The organism is Pseudomonas sp. MH9.2 (assembly GCF_034353875.1).
Taxonomy (GTDB): Bacteria; Pseudomonadota; Gammaproteobacteria; order Pseudomonadales; family Pseudomonadaceae; genus Aquipseudomonas.
In genome coordinates this window covers 4,692,426-4,717,601 of sequence record NZ_CP133784.1, presented here as the reverse complement: position 1 = coordinate 4,717,601, position 25,176 = coordinate 4,692,426, and the positions used below count along the sequence as shown (strand labels likewise).

Below are 25,176 nucleotides of genomic sequence, written 5' to 3'. Positions count from 1 at the left end.
GCGAATGGCTTGAAGCGATTTACCTGACGCCAAACGCATCCTTGAGAAAACCCGGGGCGATGTACCGTTCGTAATGGGCTTCTGACAGCAGAAAAAACTCGCGATCAATCGCATCGCGCAGTTCTGGCAGGGCCCAACTACGAAACTCCGGCATCAGCACCACCCCATACGCATCAAGCTGACTGATAACCCGCGCACCGCGGGCAATCAGTTGGTAGGCCCAGCAATAGGCCGACTGATGTGGCACAAAGCGGATTTTGCGTTTTTCCAGCTGCTGACGCAGCTTGGCAGCGTCGAACACTTCAAGCTTGGCGGTCATGACCTGGACGAGCAGTTGTTCCAGGCGCAGCCAGACCGCACGCTTTTCATCCTCGTTGTAACCATTCCAGTTGATTACTTCGTGGTGGAATCGCTTGCAACCACGGCACACCAGATCCCCATAAACAGTAGAACAGAGGCCGATGCAGGGAGTCTTGATGGTTTGATTGGACATGGTCGAGAGGACGGCAACAGGCAAAACAAGCGCGCATGTTAGCCCTTTGTCTAACGAGGGTCACCCCTGAACATGCAGGGTCTAACTTACCTTTACCCGATTTTTGCCGTAGAATCATCGAGCCTTTTAAGGCGCCAATGTCCGTTAGAAGCTGTTTTCAAAGCGTCACGAGCACAGTCAAGTAACCCAGCAGTCCGGTGTTGATGCAGGTATTTCTCTTCGAAAAATTCTGTGTCGACACTCATCAACCGTCCTGCAGGCGTAAAACTTTGAAAACAGCTTCTGTAAGAAATTACCGACTCCCCGGCCAAATGGCTCAAAAAGCCTAAAAAGCGCATGGGTGCGGATAATTTTCTGGATGAGCGTCCCGGACACCCATTTGGGACCACTGATGAGGGTAATACTGTGCTTGAAGCCTACCGTAAACACATCGAAGAGCGTGCCGCCCAGGGTATCGTGCCCCAGCCGCTTAACGCCGAACAAACCGCAGGCCTGATCGAGCTGCTGAAAAATCCCCCGGCTGGCGAAGAAGCTTTCCTTGTCGACCTGATTACAAATCGCGTTCCACCAGGCGTTGACGAAGCTGCATACGTCAAAGCTGGCTTCCTGTCCGCTCTGGCCAAAGGTGAAGCCACCTCTCCGCTGATCGACAAAAAGCGTGCTGTTGAACTGTTGGGCACCATGCAAGGTGGCTACAACATCGTCACCCTGGTTGACCTGCTGGACAACGCTGAATTGGCGCCAGTCGCTGCCAAAGAACTCAAGCACACCCTGCTGATGTTCGACGCGTTCCACGACGTGGCTGAAAAAGCCAAGAACGGCAACGTTCATGCTAAAGGTGTTCTGCAATCCTGGGCCGACGGCGAGTGGTTCCAGAAGCGCCCTGTTCTGGACGACAAAATCAGCCTACGCGTGTTCAAGGTCACCGGCGAAACCAACACCGACGACCTGTCCCCTGCACCTGATGCCTGGTCCCGTCCTGACATCCCGCTGCACGCCCTGGCCATGTTGAAAATGGCCCGTGACGGCATCGTGCCTGATGAACAAGGCGTGACTGGCCCGATGAAGCAGATCGAAACCATGCGCGGCCAAGGTTTCCCTATCGCCTACGTCGGTGACGTGGTCGGTACCGGTTCTTCGCGTAAATCAGCCACCAACTCGGTGCTGTGGTTCTTCGGCGACGACGTTCCTTTCGTACCGAACAAGCGCTCCGGCGGTTTCTGCTTCGGTAACAAGATCGCTCCAATCTTCTACAACACCATGGAAGATGCCGGCGCTCTGCCGATCGAATTCGACGTTTCCCTGATGAACATGGGCGACGTGATCGACCTTTACCCGCATGCCGGTAAAGTCACCAAGCACAACAGCGAAGAAGTCCTGGCCACCTTCGAAATGAAGACCCCGGTACTGCTCGACGAAGTTCGTGCTGGCGGCCGTATCCCACTGATCATTGGCCGTGGCCTGACCGAAAAAGCCCGTACCGAACTGGGTCTGCCACCTTCGACCCTGTTCAAGCTGCCTGAACAACCGGCTGCCAGCACCAAGGGTTTCACCCTGGCGCAGAAAATGGTCGGCAAGGCATGCGGCGTCGCCGGCGTTCGTCCAGGCACGTACTGCGAGCCGAAGATGACCACCGTCGGTTCCCAGGACACGACTGGCCCGATGACCCGCGACGAATTGAAAGACCTGGCTTGCCTGGGTTTCTCTACCGATCTGGTCATGCAGTCTTTCTGCCACACCGCGGCATATCCAAAGCCGATCGACGTCAAGACTCACCACACCCTGCCTGACTTCATCATGACCCGCGGCGGTGTTTCCCTGCGTCCGGGCGATGGCATCATCCACAGCTGGCTGAACCGTATGCTCCTGCCGGACACCGTCGGTACCGGTGGTGACTCGCACACCCGTTTCCCAATGGGGATTTCTTTCCCGGCCGGTTCCGGTCTGGTCGCGTTCGCTGCTGCCACGGGCGTTATGCCGTTGGACATGCCGGAATCGATCCTGGTCCGCTTCAAAGGCAAAATGCAACCTGGCGTCACCCTGCGTGACCTCGTTCACGCCATTCCTTACTACGCGATTCAGGCTGGCCTGCTGACCGTAGAGAAGAAAGGCAAGAAAAACGCATTCTCCGGTCGCATCCTGGAAATCGAAGGCCTCGACAACCTGAGCATCGAACAGGCTTTCGAGCTGTCCGACGCCTCTGCCGAGCGTTCCGCTGCCGGTTGCACCATCAAGCTGTCGAAAGAGTCGATCGCCGAGTACCTGAAGTCCAACATTACCCTGCTGCGCTGGATGATCGGCGAAGGCTACGGCGATGCTCGTACTCTGGAACGTCGTGCTCAAGCGATGGAAGCCTGGGTTGCCAACCCTGAGCTGATGGTTGCCGATGCTGACGCCGAATACGCCGAAACCATCGAAATCGACCTGGCTGACATCAAAGAGCCTGTGCTCTGCGCGCCAAACGACCCGGACGACGCCCGTCTGCTTTCCAGCGTTGCTGGCGAGAAGATCGACGAAGTATTCATCGGTTCGTGCATGACCAACATCGGTCACTTCCGCGCTGCAGGCAAACTGCTGCAGAAAGTTGAAGGTTCGCTGCCAACCCGTCTGTGGCTGTCGCCTCCGACCAAAATGGACGCGCACCAGTTGACCGAAGAAGGCTACTACGGCATCTACGGCAAAGCTGGCGCACGCATGGAAATGCCAGGTTGCTCGTTGTGCATGGGTAACCAGGCACGCGTTGAACCTAACGCTACCGTGGTGTCCACGTCGACCCGTAACTTCCCCAACCGTCTGGGTGATGGCGCGAACGTTTACCTGGCCTCGGCCGAGTTGGCGTCTGTTGCATCGATCCTGGGTCGCCTGCCGACCGTTGAGGAATACATGGCCTACGCGAAAGAAATCGACACCATGGCAGCGGACGTTTACCGCTACCTGAGTTTCGACCAGATCGCCGAGTTCCGTGAAGCTGCAGCGAACGCCAACATCCCGGTCGTTCAAGCGTAACGAAACACCGCGTTGAAAAAACCCCGTCCTGGTGACGGGGTTTTTTTTGCCTTCAATACTGTCAGAGTCAGAAAACAAAAAAGCCCCACATCTCGCGATGCAGGGCCCTTTGTTACCGCTTCAACTCACACCATCAAACCACAACCGCCTGACCACTCATCGCCAAATCCAGCAACTCACGGTTGGCGACGGCATACATCGCGTAGTCAGTTCCGCTGGCCGCACGCAGCTCAACCAGCATTGCCCGCCAGCGCTCGACCATTGGCAGGTGCTGTTCAAGCCACAATGTCAGGCGCGCTTCGACATCCGCCGGAGCATCCGGCATCTGCAGGACCGACACAGTGATCGCCCGTTGCTGCCAGTCGATGTCGTCACGGAAGGCTTCACGTGCCAGGGCCTGCCAGTTGTTTTCCACCGGCAGGTTGCTGATCTGTTGCAAGTACCAAGTCACGTCCAGCGCGCTGCCCACGGCGAAGTAAGCCTTGGCCACATCGGCAGCGTTCTGCCCGGTGACATCCGACGCTTCGATGATTGGCAACAGCGTGTACAAGTGGCTGGTGCCTGCGACCATGCGCGCCAGCAACTCGGGTACGCCGGCTTCGACATACGTTTGATAACGAGCCTGCCAGACTTCCCGGGTCGGGCCTTCCAACAGCTCGTCAAGCTTGAGACCCAACGCCGCGATGTGCGGACCGAAGTGTGCGACGTCGCGTCCAGCATCCAGTTCGTTGCGACGGCTACGCAGGAACCAGCGCGTGGCGCGACGACCCAGACGCATCAGCTCGTCCATCAGGGCTAACTGGATTTCGGCCGGAACCTTGTAATCCAGGGCCTCGATCTGCCGGAACCAGTGCGGCAGGTGGAAGATGTCCCGCACGATCACGTAAGCGCCCGCCACATTGGCCGCACTCATGCCAGTGGACTCTTTGAGCCGCTGAACGAAGGTGATGCCCATATGGTTGACCAGGTCGTTGGCGATCTGGGTGCTGACGATTTCGCGCTTGAGGCGGTGACGACGCATGGCCTCGGAGAACTTGGCGGCCAGCGAAGGCGGGAATGCCGTCTCCATGTCGCGCACCAGATAATCGTCATCTGGAACGCGGGACCCGAGCAGCGATTCCTTGAGGTCGATTTTGCTATAAGAGATCAGCACCGACAGTTCGGCACGGGTCAGGCCATGGCCCGCCCCAGTCCGCTCGGCCAACTGCTCTTCGGTCGGAAGGAACTCGATGGCACGGTCCAGCTTGCCACGCGCTTCCAGATCGCTCATCAGACGCTTGTATTCAGCGATCCGCTCATAAGCGCGACGCGCGGCCAGGGACAAGGCCTGCGTCTGCTTATAGTTGTTGCCCAGCACCAGGCTGCCGACTTCGTCGGTCATGCTTTCGAGCAGCAGGTTTCGCTGCTTCTCAGTCATGTCACCGGCCTGAACGACTTCGTTGAGCAGAATCTTGATATTCACTTCGTGGTCGGAGCAATCCACACCACCGGCGTTGTCGATGAAGTCGGTATTGGAGCCGCCGCCATTGAGGCCGAACTCGACCCGACCCAATTGGGTCATGCCCAGGTTGCCGCCCTCGCCCACTACTTTACAGCGCAGTTCATTGCCGTTCACACGCAGCGCATCGTTGGCCTTGTCGCCGACATCGGCGTGGCTTTCTTCGCTGGATTTGACGTACGTACCGATACCGCCGTTCCACAGCAGATCCACCGGCGCCTTGAGCAGCGCATTGAGCAACTCGGTCGGGGTCAGCTTGTCGGCCGTGATGTCGAAGCGTTCTTTCATCTGTGGGCTGATGGCGATGCTTTTCGCACTGCGCGAGAAGATCCCGCCGCCTTCGGACATGATGCTGGCGTCGTAGTCGCTCCAGGCCGAACGCGGCAGATCAAACAAGCGCTGGCGCTCGATGAAGCTGTTGGCCGGCTCAGGATTCGGATCGATGAAGATGTGCAGGTGGTTGAACGCAGCAACCAGCAGCAGCTTGTCGGACATCAACAAGCCGTTGCCGAACACGTCACCGGCCATATCACCGATACCGATCACACTGATGCTGTCTTGCTGGACGTTGATGTCGCGTTCACGGAAGTGACGCTGCACACCGACCCACGCGCCTTTAGCGGTGATGCCCATTTTTTTGTGGTCGTAACCGGCCGAACCACCCGAGGCGAAAGCATCGCCGAGCCAGAAGCCGTAATCGATGGCAATCCCGTTGGCGATATCAGAGAACGTTGCGGTACCTTTGTCGGCTGCAACGACGAGGTACGGATCATCCTCGTCATGCCGTACCACATTGGTCGGCGGCACCAGGCCACCGTCCTTGAGGTTGTCGGTGATGTCCAGCAAACCGGAAATGAAGATTTTGTAGCAGGTGATCGCTTCAGCCTGAGTCTCGTCACGGCTGCCGCCAATCAACGGCAGGCGACGCGGAATGAAGCCACCTTTGGCGCCCACTGGCACGATGACCGAGTTCTTCACTTGCTGGGCTTTTACCAGACCCAACACTTCGGTGCGGAAGTCTTCCTCACGGTCCGACCAGCGCAAGCCACCACGAGCGACGTTGCCGAAGCGCAGGTGCACACCTTCGACCCGTGGCGAATAGACGAAGATCTCGAATTTTGGCACCGGCTTGGGCAGCTCGGGAATCAGGCGCGGGTTGAACTTGAAGCTGAAGTAGCTTTTGTTCTGACCGTTGGCGTCCGGTTGGTAGAAGTTGGTCCGTAAGGTAGCTTTGATCAGGTCCAGGTAACGACGCAGGATGCGGTCTTCATTGAGCACCTGAACGTTGTCCAGTGCCGCCAGAATCGCTTGTTCCAGGCGCTGCTGCTTGTCTTCCAGGTCGTCGGAAGTCAGTTTTCGCGCCAGATAGAAGCGCGTTTTGAACAACCGCGTCAGCTCGCGAGCGATATCGGTGTGGTTGTTCAGGGTGCTGGCGATATAACCCAGATCAAAGCCCAGACGAATCTGCTTCATGTAACGGGCATAAGCACGCAGCAACGCGACATCGCGCCACGGCAGACCCGCCGTCAACACCAGACGGTTGAACGCATCATTTTCGGCATCGCCGCTCACGATATGTACGAACGCATCTTGCAGCGTGTCATTGAGTTGCTGAATGTCGAGGTTCAGGCCTTCACCCGCCGTAAAGGCAAAGTCGTGAATCCAGAACTCGCGGCCATTTTTTCGAAGCAGGCGATAAGGGAACTCACCCAGCACGCGCAGGCCAAGGTTCTCCAGAATCGGCAGGACGTCGGACAAGGCCAGCGGGGTATCGGCGTGGTAAAGCTTGCAATGCAGTTGCTGCTTACCGGCTTGCGCCAGCGGCTGGTAGAAGCTCATCACCAACGGATTGGCTTCAGTCAGACTGAGCAAATGCTGCATGTCGACCACGGCCGAATGCGCAGCAAAGCGCTCACGGTAACCGGCCGGAAAACCTTTAGGGTAGTCGGACAGCACATTGGTGCCGTGGGCTTCGCCGAAGCTTTCGATAACGAGGCTGGAGTAATCGTCCTGCCAAGACCGGCAAGCCTGTACCACTTCGTTTTCCAGCTGCTGTGCGTCGATGTCGAGACGGCTTTTCGGGTCCACTCGCAGGATCAACTGCACGCGCGCCAATACTGACTCGGAGAAGAAGGTCCAGAATTCGCAATCGCTGGCCTTCAAGCGATCCATCAGTACTTGCTGGATTTTCTGCCGGACTTCGGTGGAATAAACGTCGCGCGGCACATAGGCCAGGCAGTAGCAGAACCGGCCATACGGGTCCTTGCGCAGGAACACGCGAATCTTGTTGCGCTCCTGGATCTGGACGATGGACATCACGGTGCTGAACAACTCGTCCACCGGGGTCTGGAACAGATCATCACGCGGCAGCACTTCCACCACCTGCGCCAATTCCTTGCCCAGATGCGCCTTGGCATCGAAACCGGAGCGACGCTCGACTTCGGCAACCTTGCGGCGAATGTAAGGGATCTGACGCACGCTCTCGCCGTACACCGATGAGGTGTACAGGCCCATGAAGCGGCATTCCTTGATCACTTTGCCGGTAGCATCGATCTTGCGGATCGACACGTAATCCGGGTACGCCGGGCGATGCACCCGGCTTGGGTGTGCGGCCTTGGCGAACGACAGCAACATCGGCTCTTGCAGATAATTCACTGCGTAGTCTTCGATGTGCAGGTCTTCTTTGGTCAGCCCTGCGCGCAGCAGCTTGGTCAGACCGAGGAAGGACGACTCGTCATACACGAGATAGCCGCCGCCATTGTCATTACGGACTTCGAACTCTTCGTAGCCAAGGAAGGTGAAGTGGTTGTCCACCAGCCATTGCAGGAAGACCTTGACCTCGGACTTCTCGCCTTCTTCAACGGCAAACTCAAGGGTGTCGATACCGGCCAGCAGCTCGTTGATCTTGACCTTCATCGGTTCGAAGTCAGCGACCGCGATCCGTACTTCATCCAGCACTTGCTCGAGTTCACGAACCAGCACATTCATTTCGGCAACATTGGCGCAGCGATCAATCTCCAGGTACATCAGAGACTCTTCCAGGATGTCCTCGCCGTGAGAACCCTTGGGCAACAACTCCAGCAATTCGCCCTTGCTGCCGCGACGCACGCTCAGCACGGTGGTTTGCAGGGTGTGAATGCTGTAACCGCGACGGTTCAGCTCGGTACGGACCGAGTCCACCAAAAACGGTAGATCGTGATGCAGAACCTCGACCGCGGTGTGGGTCGACTGCCAGCCATGGCGCTCGTAATCAGGGTTGTAGACCCGCACTTGCGGATGAATATGTTCGAAACGTTCAAGCAGTCGCCAGGCAGACAAGGTGCAACCGGCCAGGTCGGATAGCCGGCGCTGGGTCAGTTCATCAAGGGAAATAATGCCGAAGAATTGCTCAGCGAACAGCGCCACTTGTGGCAGTGCCTGTTCACTGATGTGCTGCGCCAGTGCCGCTTGCAGTTGATGCTGGAAGTCGGACTTGCTGGCTGCGGTGAAGAACGCCATCTGTGGTACTCCGCTTGGGCTTTTTATTGATAGAAGCGTCGCATCCCGTTCAGGGAATCGCCATCACGCGTGCTGAGTTTCAAACAAACGCAGCACAGCATGACAGGGTAATGAAGCTAAAGAACAAACGCTCGTCACGATCGGGTAGTCACATTCATTTTCCCGAGAGTGAACTCGGTGAAGAAAATGGGCATCTACAAAAACGACTGCCCGGGCGGGCTGTGTCTTTAGAGGTGTCCATCCTACTGCGAAGCTTAACGATAGCGGGCCCGACCCTGCTTGCGGTGCTGCGACATATTCGGTCATCGGCACGTAACAGGCGCGCGAAATCCCCTCTAAATAGAGGTCGACACCGAATCAGGTGTTCTTGAATGATCAAGGGAAGGCATTGCCGAGACTGAAAAGAGGATCACAGCCAGCCGGATGAAGCGGGGGATTGTGGATAAAACGTCACGGGGTGCGATTGCGCACCCCTGGACAAGCAGCCGATGATCAGGGATCAGGCTTTTTTCAAGAACTCGGTACGCAATACCAAGCCTTTGACTTTCTCGACCTTGCATTCAACTTCATCTTCGTTATCGGTCAGGCGAATGCCCTTGACCATGGTGCCACGCTTGAGCGTGACCGAAGTGCCTTTGACTTTAAGGTCCTTAATCAGCGTCACTGAGTCGCCGTCGGCCAGTTGGGTACCATTGCTGTCTCTAACAATCAGGGTCATATCGAGTAAACATTCTTAAGCATTACGAAGGTGTAATGGCCCGCATTATAGCCCCTGCCCCGCCCAATAAAAACCTAGCAGGCCACTGGGACATAGCGTGTAATTAACCGACAAACAATCGCCGAGACTGGCAAAATCAAATTTTGTCTGCCTCGATAGATCAGGAAACCATCATGCAAATCAACGCGACCGCCCTCATCGTCAACCCTTGCGATGACGAATACGACGATATGGCCTTGTTCTGCTGCCACGGGGAAACAGGCGATCTGTTCTCGCTGACCCGCTTCCCTGACGAGAATCAGGTGGAGATCACAGTCGGTGACGACAAGACACTGACCCTGGAAAACTTGAAAGTCACCTTCAGCGCCGAACGCCTGCTGGTTGAAATCGACCCCGCCGACGCTGAGCAGCTCGAGGGTCATGTCACCTATGAAATTCGTCACACAACACCGGCGGACGAGTTGCGTGATGTCCAGGAAACCTTGCAGATCATTCTGGAAGACATCGGTACCTACGTCAGCGAAATTGCCTGAACCCCATCGCTTGATCGTCAACCGACACTAAGACGGGAACAGTCATGACCCCACCGATTTTCGATGCCCACTGCCACATCATCGATTCGCGCTTTCCCCTGGTGCCCAACAACGGTTATCTGCCCGAACCTTTTACCGTCGAGGATTACCTGGCCCAAACCCGGCCACTGGGCGTCACCGGCGGTGCGGTGGTGTCCGGTTCTTTCCAGGGCTTCGATCAAGGTTATCTGCTCGACGCCCTGCATCGACTAGGGTCAGGCTTCGTCGGCGTGACCCAATTGCCAGGCCGCGTGACCAGCGCCGAACTGCAAACCCTGAATGGCTTTGGGGTGCGCGCACTGCGCTTTAACCTCAAGCGTGGCGGTTCGGAGCAACTGGACCAGCTTGAAGCGCTGGCCCATCGCGTGCACGAGCAAGTGGGATGGCACTCCGAGCTGTACATCGATTCCCGTGAGTTGCCCGAGATTGAACAACGCCTGCTGCAATTGCCGGCGATCAGCATTGATCATCTGGGTTTGAGCAAAGAGGGTCTGCCCAGCGTCCTGCGTCTGGCCGAAAAAGGCGTACGTATCAAGGCCTGCGGTTTTGGTCGGGTGGACTTCCCGGCAGCCTCGACACTAAAAGACATTTTCGCCGCCAACCCCCACGCCCTGATGTTCGGCACCGACCTGCCCTCCACTCGTGCGCCACGGCCGTTTGCAGCGAGCGATATCGAACTGCTGATCGATGCAGTGGGCGAACAAGGCGCACGGCTGGCGCTGTGGGACAATGCGACGGCATTTTATCGGGTGTAAGTACTGCGGAAGGCCGTGATGGAGATTTATCCAGCAGCAATCTCCTACACAGCTTAAACACGACACGTCAGACAATTCCGATATTTACGCAGGTTAAATCCGACAATCCCGGAAAAAAGCCCATAGCCGTTAGTCGGCACAGCCCCGGATGGATTAAAGTAACACCCCCAACCTCAGCGTCGTTTGACGCTGTCGGTCACCCTGCCAGGAACAGTCAACGATGGAACATCGTGAAGCGCTGATTGCGCTGCGAACCTTTCTCTCAACGCAGATTCTCGGCCAGGAAAAACTGATCGAGCGGCTGTTGATTGCCCTGCTCGCTGACGGCCACATGCTGGTCGAGGGCGCACCGGGTCTGGCCAAGACCAAAGCGATCAAGGAACTGGCCGAAGGCGTCGAAGCACAATTCCACCGCATTCAATTCACCCCTGACTTGCTGCCTGCCGACATCACCGGCACCGAGATCTATCGTCCGGAAACGGGCAGCTTCGTCTTCCAACAGGGGCCGATCTTCCACAATCTGGTGCTCGCCGACGAAATCAACCGGGCCCCGGCCAAGGTTCAGTCAGCCTTGCTGGAGGCCATGGCCGAACGTCAGGTCAGTGTCGGGCGCAGCACCTATGAACTGTCGCCGCTATTTCTGGTGATGGCGACGCAGAACCCCATCGAGCAGGAGGGCACCTATCCGCTGCCCGAGGCCCAGCTCGACCGCTTCCTGATGCACGTCAAAATCGGCTTCCCGGACGCGGCAGTCGAACGCAAGATCCTTCAGCAAGCTCGCGGCGAAGCACTTAATGGTGAAACCAAGCCAGAACGCCGGGTCAGCCAGCAGGCGATTTTCGCTGCACGCAAGGAAATCCTCGGGCTGTATATGGCCGATGCGGTGGAGGAATACCTGGTACAGCTGGTGATGGCCACGCGCACACCCGCCAAGTTCGACCCGGAAATGGCCGACTGGATTGCTTACGGCGCCAGCCCGCGTGGCTCGATTGCCCTGGACCGCTGCGCACGGGCTCATGCCTGGCTGGCTGGCCGGGATTTCGTCAGCCCCGAAGATATTCAGGCGGTGCTGTTCGACGTGTTGCGCCACCGTATTATTCTGTCGTTCGAAGCGGAAGCCGCCGGTATCGATCAGGACCGCGTGATCCAGCGCATCCTCGACGTCGTGGCTGTCGCCTGACCCCATGCAACCCCAACCGATTGCCGAACCGGGAATTCGCGTCAGCCTCGCTGAGCTGATCGAGATGCGCCATCGCGTGCGCGAAGTGCAGCTATTTTCCACCCCGAGCCAGCGCAGCCCGTTGATCGGCCTGCACCACTCGAAGCTGCGCGGGCGTGGCGTGGACTTCGATCAGGTGCGGGTTTACCAGGCTGGCGACGACGTGCGCACCATCGACTGGCGTGTCACCGCCCGCACCCAGGAGCCGCACACCAAGCTGTTCCATGAAGAGCGCGAACGTCCCATCTTCATTCTGGTGGAACAAAGCCGTCGGCTGTTTTTCGGGTCGGGCCTGATGTTCAAATCGGTCCTCGCCGCTCAGGCTGCGGCACTCATCGGCTGGGCCGCCCTGAGCCATAACGACCGGGTCGGCGGTCTGGTGTTCGGCGACAACGAGCACTATGAGATCAAACCCCGGCGCAGCAAGCAGAGCCTGTTGCAGTTGCTCAACCGGCTGGTGCGGGTCAATCAATCACTGCACACCGAAATTCCCGCCGACCGTGACGCTTTTGGCACCGCCCTGCGCCGCGCCCGTGAAGTGCTGCGCCCCGGCAGCCTGGTGATCGTGATCTGCGATGAGCGGGCGCTGTCCGATGCGGCCGAGCAGCAACTGAGTCTGCTGTCCAGGCATTGCGATCTGCTGCTGTTGCCGCTGTCCGACCCACTGGATCACGCTTTGCCGGCAGCCGGCCTGTTACGCTTCTCCGAACGCGGCGCGCAGTTGGAACTCGACACCCTCAAACCAGACTTGCGCCAGGCCTATCGTGCTCAAGGCGAAGCCCGCGTTGCACACTGGGAATTACTCGCGCAAAAACTGCGTGTGCCATTGATGCCACTGAGCACACAGAGCGAAATGGTCGAGCAACTGCGCGAATACCTGAATCCCCAGCGTCCCGGTAAACAACCATGAATAACCTGGAGCAATTGCAACCGCTGATCCCTCCCGCGGCGGTCAGCCTCTGGCCACCGGCGCCGGGCTGGTGGCTGCTTTTGTTCTTACTTCCAGTGGCAGCGTGGTGGCTGTGGCGTTTGCGTCGTTACTGGCCCGGCAAGCGCCCGGTCAGCCGTGCCGAGCAACCCCTGGATCCGTTGAGGGTCGCGGCCCTGGAAGAACTCGCCGGACTGCCAAAGCCTTACGACGGCGCACCTGCTGGCGCCTGGCTGCAGCAAATCAACGCGTTGCTCAAGCGCCTGTGCCGCAACCACTATCCCTACAGCCAAAGTCACACCTTGAACGGCCGCAAGTGGCTGGCCTTTCTCGACAACCGGTGTCCCGCTGCGGGCCTGACCCGCTGGATGGTGCTGGTCGAAGGCGCATACAAACCGGAGTGCAAACTCGATGACAAAGCTATCACCGGCCTGAATCAGGCGGTCGACACCTGGATTCGCAAACATGTTTGAGTTCGCCTGGCCGTGGGTCTTCGCCCTGCTGCCTCTGCCCTGGCTGATGAGGATACTGTTGCCTGTGGCAGACAGCGGTGAAGCAGCACTCGAGGTCAGTTTTCTCAGCGAGCTGGAAGGTCTGGCCGGACGTCGGGCACGGACCAGTTTGCCTGGGTGGCGGCAACAGGCACCACTCATTCTGCTATGGCTGTTGCTGCTGATGGCCGCTGCCCGTCCAGAGTGGCTGGGTGAGCCGCTGCCAATTGCTGCCAGTGGCCGCGACTTGTTAGTGGCCGTTGATGTCTCCGGTTCCATGGACTACCCCGACATGCACTGGAACGGCGATGAGGTCAGCCGCTTGACCCTGGTCAAAAATTTGCTGGGAGACTTTCTCGAAAGTCGTGAAGGTGATCGTGTTGGCCTGATCCTGTTTGGCAGCAAGGCCTATCTTCAGTCACCTCTGACCTTCGACCGACACACCGTGCGTATCTGGCTGGATGAAGCACGGATTGGCATCGCCGGAAAAAACACAGCCATCGGCGACGCCATCGGCCTGGGTCTCAAGCGTCTGCGTCTGCGCCCGGCACAAAGCCGGGTGTTGGTGCTGGTCACTGACGGCGCCAACAACGGCGGCGAAATCGATCCGCTGACCGCCGCGCGCCTGGCCGCCAATGAAGGGGTCAAAATCTACCCGATTGGCATCGGTGCCGACCCGGAACAAGGCGCAACGCTAGGCATGCCGGGATTGAACCCGAGCCTGGACCTGGACGAGCCCACCCTTAAACACATTGCCGACATCACCGGGGGCACATATTTTCGTGCCCGCGACGGCCAACAATTGCAAAAAATCAGACAAACACTCGATACCCTGGAGCCGGTCGCCCAACAGCCTACCCAAGCACGCTCAACCCAGGCGTTGTATCACTGGCCGCTGGCCGGCGCGCTGCTATTGAGTATGCTGTTGGTTATCCGCGAACGCTTTCCGAACAACCTGCTGCAACGCTTCTTCAAGCAGAAAGTTTTTCTGCCGTCGAATGAGCAATGGCGTCAGCGACTCAAGCGTTTGCGGAGGCGTCGATGATCACATTCTGGCCGCACTGGCTCAGGCCTTGGTGGTTGCTGCTACTACCGCTGCTGGGCTGGTTGTTGTGGCAACTCTGGCACCGACAAAAACGTGCAGGACGCTGGCAGATGATCTTGCCTGTGGCTTTCCACGCGGTACTGCTCGGAGGCGGCAGTGGTCGAGACAGCAAATTGCCGTGGGTTGCGCTGGGCCTGGCCTGGACCCTCGCCGTGCTGGCGTTGCTCGGACCGAGTTGGCAGCACGTCGAGCAATCCAGCCAGAAGCCCGCCGACCCGTTGGTCGTGTTGCTCGAGTTGACCCCGGAAATGCTCGCCACCGACACTCCGCCGACTCGCCTGGAGCAGGCGCGACGTAAACTGCTCGACCTGTTGCAGAGCCGCAGCGATTCGCAAACGGCGATCATCGTCTATGCCGGTAGTGCTCACACCTTGGTGCCGCTGTCTGACGACCTGACCACCAGTCGCAACCTGCTCGACGCGCTCAAGCCCTCTATCATGCCTGAAGCCGGCCACCGCGCCGATCTGGCGGTAACCAACGCACTTGCCCTGCTTAAGCAAAGTGCGCAGGGCCAAGGGCGCTTGCTGTTGATCGGCTCGTCACTCGGCGAACAGGAACGCCAAGGCATCCGCGAGGCTTTGAGCCGACAGTCTACGCCGCTGCTGATCCTCGGCGTTGGCACCGCTGACGGTGCGCCGGTCATGCAGGAAAAAGGGGGCTTTCTCAGAGACCCACAAGGTGCGATCCTCCTGCCCCGTCTGGACAGCCCAAGCCTGAAAGACTTCGCCAGCCAGATCGACGGGCGCTATCGTCAGGCCTCCCTGGATGACTCCGACCTGCGAGGACTGGGCCTGTTCGACAGTCCGCAAAGCCTGCGCAGCGATGGCCAGACCGTGCATCTGGACAGCTGGGACGATCAGGGTCCGTGGCTGCTGCTGCCACTATTATTGCTCGCGGCCTGCGCCGGGCGCCGAGGCTGGTTGTTGTGCCTGCCGCTGTTATTCATGCTTCCACAGCCCAGCTATGCTTTCGAGTTCAACGACCTGTGGTTGCGGCCCGACCAGCAGGGCCAGCGCCTGCTCGAACAAGGTCGGCCTGCCGAAGCTGCACAACACTTCAAGGACAGCCAATGGCAAGGTCTGGCGCTGTACCAGGCCGGCGACTACGCCAGTGCCGCTCAGCGATTTGCTGAAGGCAACAACGCCGCCGACCACTATAATCGCGGCAATGCGCTGGCCAGGGCTGGCGAACTGGAAGCCGCGCTGGATGCCTATGAACAGGCCCTGGAACGCCAGCCCGATTTGCAACCGGCTTTGAAAAACAAGGCGCTGGTCGAGCGTTTGCTGGAACAGGACAAGCAGCAACAGGCCTCCAACCCCAACAAGCCGGACGGCAGCAAAAAAGACGACATCGGCGAAAGTCCACAAGCTGGCGCGGCGACAGCACCGCAGAATCCAAATCAGCCGCTACCCCCATCAGGCGACGACAGCAGCGCCAATAACAACACCGTCACCAGCAACCCGAACAGCCCGGCTGGCGGCAACGACGTACCTGGCTCACAACTGGGCGATGAAAACACCACCCGACCACCGATAAAACCCGCCGACACCGCCCTCGACGGAGAACGACGACAAGCTCTGGAACAATGGTTGCGACAGATCCCGGACGATCCCGGCGAATTGTTGCGACGTAAATTCTGGTATGAACAGCAACAGCGTCAGGAACAAACCCGATGAGTCGCCCGTACACTTTATTGATCAGCCTCATGCTAGGTCTTATGACGCTGTCGGCTCAGGCTGCAGAGCTGGTGGCCAGCGTCGATCGCGCACGCCTGAACTCCGGCGAAACCGTAGAGCTGACCCTGGAATCCAATGACGTCACGTTGTTCGGCAAACCCGATCTGACCGTGCTGGAGGTTAACTTCGACGTACACGGCACGCGGCAGATCAACCACCTGACCACCCTGGACGGCGGCGCTCAAGCCACCACCCGCTGGATCATTACCCTGCTGCCGAAGCAGAACGGCACCGTGGTCATCCCCTCGTTGCAACTGGGCGAGCTGAAAAGTCAGCCGATCACATTGCAAGTGGTACAAAGCGAAGCCCAGGACCAAGAGACGATGGCGCCCGTGTTCATCGACGCCAGCCTCGATCAGGAAAACGTCTACGTTCAAGCTCAGGTCGTGCTGACCCTGCGCGTCTATCACTCGGTCGCACTGTTCGATGACAGCAACCTGACGCCTCTGCAGATCCCGGATGCACGGATCGAAAAACTCGGTGATTCGCGCACCTATGAAAAACTGATCAATGGCATTCGCCACGGTGTCATTGAGATACGCTATGCGATTTATCCACAGCACAGCGGTGAGTTGCTGATTCCCGCGCAAGTCTTCAGTGCAACGTTGGTGCAGGAGGCTCAAGCCCAGAATCAGGGACAGGCTCAGGGTGTCAACCCGACGGGGCCGAAGCCAGGCAAGCAGGTGCACGTCAGCTCCGCCGAAATCCCCCTGTGGATAAAACCCCAGCCCACCGACTACCCTGCCGACGCCCCATGGTTGCCCGCACGCAGCGTGAGCCTGAGCGAAGCCTGGAACCCGGAACCGGAACACATCCTGCTCGGCGACTCCCTGACCCGTAGCCTGACGATCCGCGCCGAAGGCTTGTCGAGCGCGCAACTGACGCCACTGCCCAGCACCGACGTCAGCGGCCTGCGTCGCTACCCCGACCAACCTCAACTGGCCAACCTGACCAGCGAGCGGGGCCTGATCGGCAGCCGCGAAGAACGTGAAGCCCTGGTGCCTACACGCACAGGCGCAATCGACTTACCGGCAGTGGACGTGGTCTGGTGGAACACCCTTGACGATCATCTGGAACACAGCAGTCTCCCCGCACGCACCCTTCAGGTGGTGAATAACCCGAGTCTGTCTCTGAACACTCCGGTGAGCACCGATGCGAACGGCATGACCATCGCAGGGCAATCGTTGTGGCCATGGCAACTGAGTACATTACTTCTGGCCTGCACTACCCTGCTCGGCTTTGGCCTATGGTGGCGCGCGCGTTGGCAACCGGCAGTGTCGCGGGTTGTGCAAGCGGGTCCGAGCCCACGCACCGTACTTGATGAACTCAAACGTGCCAGTCTGTCCAACGATCCGCAGGCGACCCGCCAGGCGCTGGATGCCTGGGCCCGCCAACAACCGGAAACCCTGGCCGACATGGCTGCACGTTTCGTACCCTTGTCCGACGCCCTCGACGGCCTGAACGGCGCGCTGTACAGCGAGGCAGGCCAGTACTGGCAAGGTGAAGAACTGTGGCGCGCCGTGCGTACATTGCCAGCAGGTGAGCGGGTTCAGAATCCGGCCACCGACACCAGCCTGCCGCCGCTGTACCCGAAATAATTTTGAATATCTGCGGTTTTTATTCGATCTTCATTGACTGACCCGGCCTCTTCGCGGACAAGTCCGCTCCTATCAGGCTGTACAAGGATTCCCCATGCGTTTGTTCCACACCTCCGACTGGCACCTTGGCCAGAACCTGCATGGCCAGGAGCGAGACTTCGAACACGCCTGTTTTCTGACCTGGCTGCTGGGCCGCCTGGTCGACCGCCAGCCTGACGTACTGTTGATCGCGGGGGACATTTTCGACACCGTCAACCCGCCAGTCAAAGCCCAGGAGCGCCTGTACGACTTCATCGTCAACGCTCACGAACAGCTGCCGCTGCTGACCATTGTGATGATCGCTGGCAACCACGACTCCGGCTCGCGCATCGAACTGCCCGCACCACTGATGCGCCGTTTGCGCACCCATGCCCTGGGACGGGTGTTATGGCTCGATGACGGACAACTGGATGCCGAGCGCCTGCTGCTGCCGTTACCCAAGGCCAGCGGCGAAATCGGCGCCTGGTGCCTGGCGCTGCCCTTTCTTCGGCCCGCAGAAGTCACGGGCGCCACCCTGGGCGACGACTACTTGCGCGGTATTGGCCGGGTCCATGAACTGCTGATCGAAGCCGCCAACCTCAAACGCCAGCCGGGACAGGCATTGATCGCCATCAGCCACGCGCACATGGCCGGCGGCTCGGTGTCCGAAGACTCTGAACGCAGCCTGATCATCGGCAACGCCGAGGCCCTGCCCGCCAGCCTGTTCGGTCCGAGCATCACCTACGTTGCCCTTGGCCACTTGCACAAACCGCAGAAGGTCAACGGTGAAGATCGCATCCGCTACAGCGGCTCGCCGATCCCGCTATCGTTTTCGGAGATCGGCTATCAGCATCAGATTCTCGAAATCAATTGCGACGGCGATCAGTTGATCAGCGTCGAACCCTGCTTGATTCCTCGCGCAGTCAATCTGCAACGCGTCGGTCCTGCACCTATGGCGGAGTTATTGGTGCAACTAGCGTCCCTGCCAAATATCGATCTGCTGGCGGACATCGAACGCCAACCCTGGCTGGAGGTTCGGGTGCGCCTCGACGAACCGCAACCGGACCTGCGCCAGCAAATCGAAACCGTGCTGCAGGGCAAGGCCGTGCGTTTGGTCCGCATCGCCACCGAATATGCGGGCAACGGCGGCGCCGAGGGCGATGACAGCGGCAACGGCCTGATCGACCTTGACCAACTCAGCCCCCTGGAACTGTTCAGCCGCGCCTGGCAGGACAGCTACGGCAGCGAGGTCGACGAACAAACCCTCAAGGATTTCGCCACGCTCTTGCAGGACGTACAACTGGAGAGCGAACAGCCATGAAAATTCTCGCCATTCGCCTGAAAAACCTTGCCTCCCTCGCGGGTCCGTTCGAGCTGGATTTCACCGCTGAACCATTGGCCAGTGCTGGCTTGTTCGCCATCACTGGACCGACCGGGGCCGGCAAAAGCACCCTGCTCGACGCGCTGTGCCTGGCGTTATTTGGCGCCATCCCACGGCTGAGCAATGTCGGTCAGTCCAAAGTGCCGGAAATCGACGGTGATATCAGCACCAACGACCCGCGCACCTTGCTGCGGCGCGGCACCGGCAGCGGTTATGCCGAAGTGGATTTCGTCGGCATCGACAGCCGTCGTTACCGTGCCCGCTGGGAAACCAACCGCGCACGGGACAACGCCAGCAAAAAACTCCAGGCAAGCCGCCAGACCCTGACCGATCTGGACAGCGAACAGGTGTTGAGCAGCCAGAACAAAACCGAATACAAAACCATGCTCGAAGCGCGCCTGGGCCTGAACTTCGAACAGTTCACCCGCGCCGTCATGCTGGCGCAAAGCGAGTTCAGCGCCTTCCTCAAGGCCGATGACAAAGAGCGCAGCGAGCTTCTGGAAAAGCTCACTGACACTGCGATCTACAGCCAACTGGGCCGGCGCGCCTACAGCAAGAGCAAGGAAGCGGAAAAGGTCCATGAAGATCTGAAAGCACTGGCCACCGGTGTAACACCGCTAGCGCCAGAGGCCCGCGCCGAACTCGACCAGCGTTTCAACGAAGCCCAACAACAGCTGAAAACTCAGCAAGCGCAACTCAAGCAACTCGAGCTTCAGCACCACTGGCTCAAGGCCCTGCATCAGTTGCAGGACGAACAGCAAAGCGCTGCCGAACAACTGCAACAGGCCCAATTGCAGTGGGACGGCCAGAGCGCCGAACGTCTGAAGCTGGCCCAACTGGAACACCTCGCGCCGCAACGTCACCCGTTCGCTCGCCAGGCCGAACTGAATGCCCAGCTCAGCCCGCTGGTGGCGCAGATTCAGCAACATCGACAGCTGCAGATCGAACGTCAAGCCCAGCAGACACAGCTTGAGAAAACCCAGGTCGATGCCCACGCAGCGTTGCTCAACGCTCAGCAGCAGCAGACCGACGCCACGCCGCTGTTACGTCAAGCCTTCGAAACCCAAAGCACCGTCGCGCGCTTGATCGACGAACTGAACCAGACCACTGAACTCAAACAACAGGCGGAGCAACAGTGCATTCAGGGACAAAGCGCCCTGCAAGGCCTGCTCGACCAGCAACACCAAGTAGCCGAGCGCCTGCAGCGAATTGCCGGACAGCTTGAGCAGAGCAGCGCATTGGCTCCGCTCAGCGAAGCCTGGAATGCCTACCGCGAACGCCTGAAGCAAGTGATGCAGATCGGCAGCCGCTTGAAACAGGGCCAAATCGAGTTGCCGCAGCTTGAGCAGCGTGCCGCCAGCGTCAGCCAACATCTCACCGAGCAACGTAGCGCCCTGGAGCTGCTGTACCACGAAGCCGGTGCCGAAGCGCATGCCGTCGCTGAGCAAATCCAGATCCTCGGCAGCCTGCTGCAAGACAATCGCAAACAGCAACGGGCCTTCGAAGACCTTGCGCGTTTATGGACCGAGCAGCAGGAACTCGACACGCGTTCGCTGGCGCTTGCACAGAAACAGCAGCATGCCCAGCAACAGCGCGAGCACCTCAACCGCGAGGGGATTCAGGCCAAGGATGAACTCAAGGTCGCCGAGCAAACCCTGGCAGTCACTCAGCAACTGCTGGAGCGCCAGCGCCTGGCTCGTAGCGCCAGCGTTGAAGAATTGCGCGAACAGTTGCAGGACGATCAACCGTGCCCGGTGTGTGGCAGTCACGAGCATCCGTATCATCAGCCTGAAGCCCTGCTGCAAAGCCTGACCCGGCATGACGAAAGCGAAGAAGCCAACGCCCTGAAAGCTGTGGACACGCTGAAAGAAAAACTGGTCGACCTGCGTACCTGCGTCAGTGGGTTGATCGCTCAGCAAAAAGAATTCCTGCACCAACAGGAACAATTGACCACACAGCAACGCGCCTTGACCCCGAGTCTCGAGGCTCATCCGCTCAGCACCCGACTCCTGGAACAGGACGCGGCCAAGCGCGACGGCTGGCTGAGCCAGCAGTTAAGTCAGCTGTCTCAAAACATCACCCAGGATGAACAGCGCCAGAGCGCATTGCTCAAACTGCAACAAGACGCCGGGCGCCTGCAGCAACAACTGCAAAGCGCCACAGAAGCAAGCCAGACCGTTACTCAACATGTGGCCGAACAGCGGCGCCAACTGGCCAGCGACCATGAGCGACTGGAAGAAGAACTGGCGGCTTTCACCCCACTGCTGCCCGCCGACATCCTCAATGGCTTGCGCAACGAAGCCGCAGCGACGGTCATTCAGCTCGATCAGCAAGTGACCCAGCGCCTGGACCAGCTTGAGCAGCAACGCGATGAGCTGCTTGAACAGAGTGGACGTCAGCAAAAAATCGAGCAGGAGCAGTTCCAGCAACACGCCCGCGCAAAGCACCTGGAAGACCTGCAACAACGTTTCGCCGCCCTCGCCCAGCAGCAGCACACCAGCCAGCAAACGCTCGCTGAACTGCTGGGTGGCCAAGCCGGTGAACAGCGCAGCGCTGAACGTTGGCAGCAACAACTGGAACACGCCGTCGAACAGGCGCGTCACGTCGAAAGCGCCGCCAGCCAAGCGTTGCAGGACGTACGCAGCCAACTGATCGAACTCGCCGCCGAACTCAAAGCCAGGCAGGAACGCCTGCAAAGCCTGGAGCAAGAGCGCAGCGAGCTGAGCGCCAGGATTGCCGAATGGCGCAGCCGCCATAGCGAGCTGGATGACAGTGCTCTCGAACAGTTACTGAGCGTCGACGATGAACACGTCAGCCAACTGCGCCAACGCCTGCAGCACAGTGAAAAAGCCATCGAGCAAGCCAAGGTCCTGCTGCACGAGCGCGAACAGCGCCTGCACAGCCATCAAGCGCAAGCCAATGGCAACCTTGACGCCGAGCAACTGGACAGCGCCTTGAGCGAGCTGCAGGGGCTGTGCGCCGCCAGCGAACACCTCAATGCCGACCTGCGCGCCCAACAAGCCGACGATCAACGCCGCCAAGACGCCAATCAAGCGTTGGCGCAACAGATTGCCGACGCCTATGCCCAGTATCAACGCTGGGCGCGCCTGGCCACGCTGATCGGTTCGGCCGAAGGCGACAAGTTCCGCAAGATCGCTCAGGCCTACAACCTTGACCTGCTGGTTCACCATGCCAACGCACAGCTGCGGCAACTGGTGCGCCGTTATCGCCTGAAGCGCGGCGGCAGCATGTTGGGCTTGCTGGTAATGGATACCGAAATGGGCGATGAACTGCGCTCGGTGCATTCGTTGTCCGGTGGCGAGACCTTCCTCGTGTCGTTGGCCCTGGCCCTGGGCCTGGCGTCAATGGCGTCGAGCACGCTGAAAATCGAGTCCCTGTTCATCGACGAAGGCTTCGGCAGCCTCGACCCGGAATCCCTGCAACTGGCCATGGATGCCCTCGACGGCCTGCAAGCCCAAGGGCGTAAAGTGGGGGTGATTTCTCATGTGCAGGAAATGCACGAGCGAATCCCCGTGCAGATTCAGGTGCGGCGCCAAGGCAATGGTTTGAGTACGATTGAGGTCAGCAATTGATAAACCGACAGGCAGCCCCCATTTCCTGTGTCAGACAAAACTGCCAAGCGGAATTTCTGTACCCTACACACCCACGGCGCGACCCGTTGCGCCACCTCAAATGAGAAGGTAACTCCCCGTGTCCAATTCAAAAGTATTTTTCGACATCACCGCCAACGACGAGCCAATGGGTCGCATCGTGATGGAACTTCGCGAAGACGTGGCACCGAAAACCGCTGAGAACTTCCGTGCCCTGTGCACCGGCGAGAAAGGCGACGGCCTGCACTACAAGGGCTCTTCGTTCCACCGCGTGATCAAAGACTTCATGCTGCAAGGCGGTGACTTCACCAACCACAACGGCACCGGCGGCAAGTCGATCTACGGCGAAAAGTTCAAGGACGAGAACTTCACCCTGAAGCACACCGAGCCAGGCGACCTGTCCATGGCCAACGCAGGCCCGAACACCAACGGCAGCCAGTTCTTCATCACCACCATCGTCACCAGCTGGCTGGATGGCAAACACGTGGTATTCGGTAAAGTCATCGAAGGCATGGACGTTGTGAGGGCCATTGAAGCACTGGGCTCGCAATCAGGCAAAACCAGCAAAAAAGTCGTGATCGCCGACTGCGGCCAACTGCCTGCCGAAGCGTAAAGAGACCCGTTGCTGAGCGCAGTGAACACCGCGACGCCGATTCTTTACTCTTTCCGGCGCTGCCCCTACGCCATGCGTGCGCGCATGGCGTTGTTTTACGCGGGCTGCGCACTGGACATTCGCGAAGTCAGCCTCAAAGAAAAGCCGCCGCACATGCTTGCCTATTCACCCAAAGGCACTGTGCCCGTCCTGATCTGTGAGGGAGGACGCGTGATCGACGAGAGTCTGGGCATCATGCGCTGGGCACTGGCGCTCAACGACCCCGATGACTGGCTGCTGGCAAATGACCCGCAGGCCCAGAGCGACATCGGGGCATTGATCGAAGAAAACGATCACGTCTTCAAGCACCATCTGGATCACTACAAATACGCGGTCCGCCATCCTGAACACTCGCAGGAACACTACCGCGACCTGGGTGCACTGTTTTTGCAAAAGCTCGAAAAACGCCTGCTACAACGGACCTTCCTGGCCGCTGAGCACGTGACCCTGGCCGACATCGCCCTGGCGCCCTTCGTGCGGCAGTTCTGCTACGTCGACCCCGACTGGTTCTGGCAAAGCCCCTACCCTCGCCTACAGGCCTGGTTACAGCGCTTTCTCGCGTCAGAGCTGTTCATGGGTGTGATGACCAAGCCGGTCTGACACATGGCCAACGCCCTTTACTTAGCCGACAAGTATCGCTTCATCGTCTTCAGAGTGGTTACCTTCGCCATATGAGCGCACTCAGGACACCAATGGCCATTACGTATGATTGACAGATTGGTGTGCCAGCCATGCCCTCGTTCGCACAACCAGTGCATTTTTGTGTGGCAGTTCTCGTATTTGGTGGACAGGCATTTCCCACCTCTTGCTCGCGCGGCCTGATGGGCATCGTCGAGGCTTAGCCTGCTCTTTGGACACCGTTTGCACCAACCACCCTGTCTGATAGTCCCCATCGGGGCAAGCCAGCGATGTCCGTTCTGGCATTGCCATTGAAGCTTTATTTGGGCATTTACATACTCAGTGGACAGGCATGTTCCTCCTTTTGCCGCGGCTGCCCGATGCGCGTCATCAAGGGTGAGTGTCTTCGCCTTCAGGTGGCATGTCACACACCAGCTGCCATGCAAGGCGCTCGCCCCCAACCTCATCCACTCATGCCCGGCATCGCAACGAAAGCGATAGTGATGCTTTACGCCCAGGTACTTCTGGTCAAGGCAGACTCCGCCATGGCGTTCGGCCACTTCACGCAACCGTGCCAGTCCGTCCACCCCCTTTTCATGGATAAGTCTGGGCTGGATCGCGCACTCATGGCACCACGCGCCGCCCATGATATTGACACCTAGAGACTCCCATACGTGCCCTTGGGCACAGCGAAAACCATACCGTTGACGGGTACTGGTGTAAGCATCAGCCAAACATACCCCGCCGTGCTGCGCAGCGATCTGCTGCAAACGGGTCAGTCCGTCGGAGAACCCCTTGAGGTTTCTGGCCTTGTCTCGCTTGCAGAGGCTGCAATCAGGGTGCAAGCCCATGGTCGAAGATTTACGTTGCCACGTGTGCCCCTGCGAACAACGAAAGTTATGGGGCACGCCATCACCCAGCCACTGCTCATCCAGCCACGTCACCCCGGCCTCCAGGGAAATGGCGCGGACCCGCTCCGTAAAGCGATCCTGAATACACGCCTGACAACTCTCCTGGCTTCGGCTCATCCGTCTCGGGGTCTTGAGAAAAACATGCCCTTTAGAACAAACAAAACGATGCAACTCGTTCCAGCCCAGCCACGTACTTTCCAGGCACCCTAACTGCTGTCGGTCAGCGGCGGCACGCAAGGATTCGGTTTGATCGAGGACAGGGTGTTTGGCCGTTGACATGGCAGTGCGTCGCCTACAAAAAAGTTCGGAAGAACTGCAAGATGCGGCGACACAGGAATGGTTTCAATGAGGGGGATACAGGTAGGGAG

The 25,176-nt window shown here is 58.9% G+C and carries 17 protein-coding genes; 13 read left to right on the top strand and 4 right to left on the bottom strand.

The window, feature by feature from the left end:
• Positions 1–19 precede the first annotated feature (19 nt).
• On the bottom strand, positions 20–493 hold the full coding sequence (locus RHM55_RS21690) for a DUF1289 domain-containing protein (protein ID WP_219061501.1): 474 nt from the start codon (positions 491–493) through the stop codon (positions 20–22).
• Positions 494–898: 405 nt separating this feature from the next.
• Here RHM55_RS21690 and acnB point away from each other — a divergent pair, with 405 nt between their 5' ends.
• Entirely contained in the window at positions 899–3,499 is a 2,601-nt protein-coding gene (gene acnB, locus RHM55_RS21685) for a bifunctional aconitate hydratase 2/2-methylisocitrate dehydratase (protein ID WP_322178259.1), read from the top strand.
• Positions 3,500–3,632: 133 nt separating this feature from the next.
• Here the strand turns inward: acnB and RHM55_RS21680 are convergent, their stop codons facing one another.
• Both RHM55_RS21680 and RHM55_RS21675 read right to left on the bottom strand, forming a co-directional pair.
• Positions 3,633–8,495: an NAD-glutamate dehydrogenase gene (locus tag RHM55_RS21680; protein WP_322178258.1), complete on the bottom strand. Its 4,863-nt coding sequence runs from the start codon at positions 8,493–8,495 to the stop codon at positions 3,633–3,635.
• Positions 8,496–8,994: 499 nt separating this feature from the next.
• Positions 8,995–9,213 (bottom strand): alkylphosphonate utilization protein, encoded by a 219-nt coding sequence (locus RHM55_RS21675; RefSeq protein ID WP_257604287.1) that lies wholly within the window; start codon positions 9,211–9,213, stop codon positions 8,995–8,997.
• A gap of 173 nt (positions 9,214–9,386) precedes the next feature.
• On the opposite strand from RHM55_RS21675, the gene RHM55_RS21670 reads away from it, so the two are divergent.
• The 12 genes from RHM55_RS21670 to RHM55_RS21615 all read left to right on the top strand — a co-directional run bounded on the left by RHM55_RS21670 (position 9,387) and on the right by RHM55_RS21615 (position 23,879).
• The gene (locus RHM55_RS21670; RefSeq protein WP_322178257.1) at positions 9,387–9,746 is read left to right on the top strand and encodes a hypothetical protein; all 360 of its coding nucleotides are present in this window, start codon (positions 9,387–9,389) and stop codon (positions 9,744–9,746) included.
• A gap of 44 nt (positions 9,747–9,790) precedes the next feature.
• Positions 9,791–10,540: an amidohydrolase family protein gene (locus RHM55_RS21665; RefSeq protein ID WP_322178256.1), complete on the top strand. Its 750-nt coding sequence runs from the start codon at positions 9,791–9,793 to the stop codon at positions 10,538–10,540.
• 220 nt (positions 10,541–10,760) lie between these two features.
• Positions 10,761–11,720 carry an AAA family ATPase gene (locus RHM55_RS21660; RefSeq protein WP_219061506.1) on the top strand — a complete coding sequence of 320 codons (960 nt, stop codon included), beginning with the start codon at positions 10,761–10,763 and terminating at the stop codon, positions 11,718–11,720.
• A gap of 4 nt (positions 11,721–11,724) precedes the next feature.
• Complete coding sequence (locus RHM55_RS21655; protein ID WP_322178255.1) at positions 11,725–12,669, top strand: DUF58 domain-containing protein; 945 nt, start codon at positions 11,725–11,727, stop codon at positions 12,667–12,669.
• Positions 12,666–13,160 carry a DUF4381 domain-containing protein gene (locus RHM55_RS21650; RefSeq protein WP_322178254.1) on the top strand — a complete coding sequence of 165 codons (495 nt, stop codon included), beginning with the start codon at positions 12,666–12,668 and terminating at the stop codon, positions 13,158–13,160. The genes RHM55_RS21655 and RHM55_RS21650 overlap by 4 nt, the downstream gene beginning before the upstream one ends.
• Positions 13,153–14,223: a VWA domain-containing protein gene (locus RHM55_RS21645; RefSeq protein ID WP_322178253.1), complete on the top strand. Its 1,071-nt coding sequence runs from the start codon at positions 13,153–13,155 to the stop codon at positions 14,221–14,223. Before RHM55_RS21650 ends, RHM55_RS21645 begins: the two co-directional genes overlap by 8 nt.
• The gene (locus RHM55_RS21640; protein WP_322178252.1) at positions 14,220–15,959 is read left to right on the top strand and encodes a vWA domain-containing protein; all 1,740 of its coding nucleotides are present in this window, start codon (positions 14,220–14,222) and stop codon (positions 15,957–15,959) included. Before RHM55_RS21645 ends, RHM55_RS21640 begins: the two co-directional genes overlap by 4 nt.
• Positions 15,956–17,617 (top strand): BatD family protein, encoded by a 1,662-nt coding sequence (locus RHM55_RS21635; RefSeq protein WP_322178251.1) that lies wholly within the window; start codon positions 15,956–15,958, stop codon positions 17,615–17,617. Before RHM55_RS21640 ends, RHM55_RS21635 begins: the two co-directional genes overlap by 4 nt.
• 94 nt (positions 17,618–17,711) lie before the next feature.
• Positions 17,712–18,956 carry an exonuclease SbcCD subunit D C-terminal domain-containing protein gene (locus RHM55_RS21630; protein ID WP_322178250.1) on the top strand — a complete coding sequence of 415 codons (1,245 nt, stop codon included), beginning with the start codon at positions 17,712–17,714 and terminating at the stop codon, positions 18,954–18,956.
• On the top strand, positions 18,953–22,609 hold the full coding sequence (locus RHM55_RS21625; RefSeq protein ID WP_322178249.1) for an AAA family ATPase: 3,657 nt from the start codon (positions 18,953–18,955) through the stop codon (positions 22,607–22,609). The genes RHM55_RS21630 and RHM55_RS21625 overlap by 4 nt, the downstream gene beginning before the upstream one ends.
• 118 nt (positions 22,610–22,727) lie before the next feature.
• Entirely contained in the window at positions 22,728–23,240 is a 513-nt protein-coding gene (locus RHM55_RS21620; protein WP_322178248.1) for a peptidylprolyl isomerase, read from the top strand.
• 72 nt (positions 23,241–23,312) lie between these two features.
• On the top strand, positions 23,313–23,879 hold the full coding sequence (locus RHM55_RS21615; protein ID WP_322183063.1) for a glutathione S-transferase: 567 nt from the start codon (positions 23,313–23,315) through the stop codon (positions 23,877–23,879).
• A gap of 17 nt (positions 23,880–23,896) precedes the next feature.
• Here the strand turns inward: RHM55_RS21615 and RHM55_RS21610 are convergent, their stop codons facing one another.
• Positions 23,897–25,087, bottom strand: a complete 1,191-nt coding sequence (locus tag RHM55_RS21610) for a hypothetical protein (RefSeq protein WP_322178247.1) — start codon at positions 25,085–25,087, stop codon at positions 23,897–23,899.
• Between the last annotated feature and the right edge of the window lie 89 nt (positions 25,088–25,176).

Bases quoted from the DNA above. Each gene is read 5' to 3' on its own strand.
- RHM55_RS21640 (WP_322178252.1), top strand. From the start codon at position 14,220: ATGATCACATTCTGGCCGCACTGGCTCAGGCCTTGGTGGTTGCTGCTA.
- RHM55_RS21615 (WP_322183063.1), top strand. From the start codon at position 23,313: ATGCGTGCGCGCATGGCGTTGTTTTACGCGGGCTGCGCACTGGACATT.
- RHM55_RS21635 (WP_322178251.1), top strand. From the start codon at position 15,956: ATGAGTCGCCCGTACACTTTATTGATCAGCCTCATGCTAGGTCTTATG.
- RHM55_RS21660 (WP_219061506.1), top strand. From the start codon at position 10,761: ATGGAACATCGTGAAGCGCTGATTGCGCTGCGAACCTTTCTCTCAACG.
- RHM55_RS21630 (WP_322178250.1), top strand. From the start codon at position 17,712: ATGCGTTTGTTCCACACCTCCGACTGGCACCTTGGCCAGAACCTGCAT.
- RHM55_RS21610 (WP_322178247.1), bottom strand. From the start codon at position 25,087: ATGTCAACGGCCAAACACCCTGTCCTCGATCAAACCGAATCCTTGCGT.
- RHM55_RS21670 (WP_322178257.1), top strand. From the start codon at position 9,387: ATGCAAATCAACGCGACCGCCCTCATCGTCAACCCTTGCGATGACGAA.
- RHM55_RS21665 (WP_322178256.1), top strand. From the start codon at position 9,791: ATGACCCCACCGATTTTCGATGCCCACTGCCACATCATCGATTCGCGC.
- RHM55_RS21645 (WP_322178253.1), top strand. From the start codon at position 13,153: ATGTTTGAGTTCGCCTGGCCGTGGGTCTTCGCCCTGCTGCCTCTGCCC.
- RHM55_RS21690 (WP_219061501.1), bottom strand. From the start codon at position 493: ATGTCCAATCAAACCATCAAGACTCCCTGCATCGGCCTCTGTTCTACT.
- RHM55_RS21625 (WP_322178249.1), top strand. From the start codon at position 18,953: ATGAAAATTCTCGCCATTCGCCTGAAAAACCTTGCCTCCCTCGCGGGT.
- RHM55_RS21650 (WP_322178254.1), top strand. From the start codon at position 12,666: ATGAATAACCTGGAGCAATTGCAACCGCTGATCCCTCCCGCGGCGGTC.
- RHM55_RS21655 (WP_322178255.1), top strand. From the start codon at position 11,725: ATGCAACCCCAACCGATTGCCGAACCGGGAATTCGCGTCAGCCTCGCT.
- RHM55_RS21675 (WP_257604287.1), bottom strand. From the start codon at position 9,213: ATGACCCTGATTGTTAGAGACAGCAATGGTACCCAACTGGCCGACGGC.
- RHM55_RS21680 (WP_322178258.1), bottom strand. From the start codon at position 8,495: ATGGCGTTCTTCACCGCAGCCAGCAAGTCCGACTTCCAGCATCAACTG.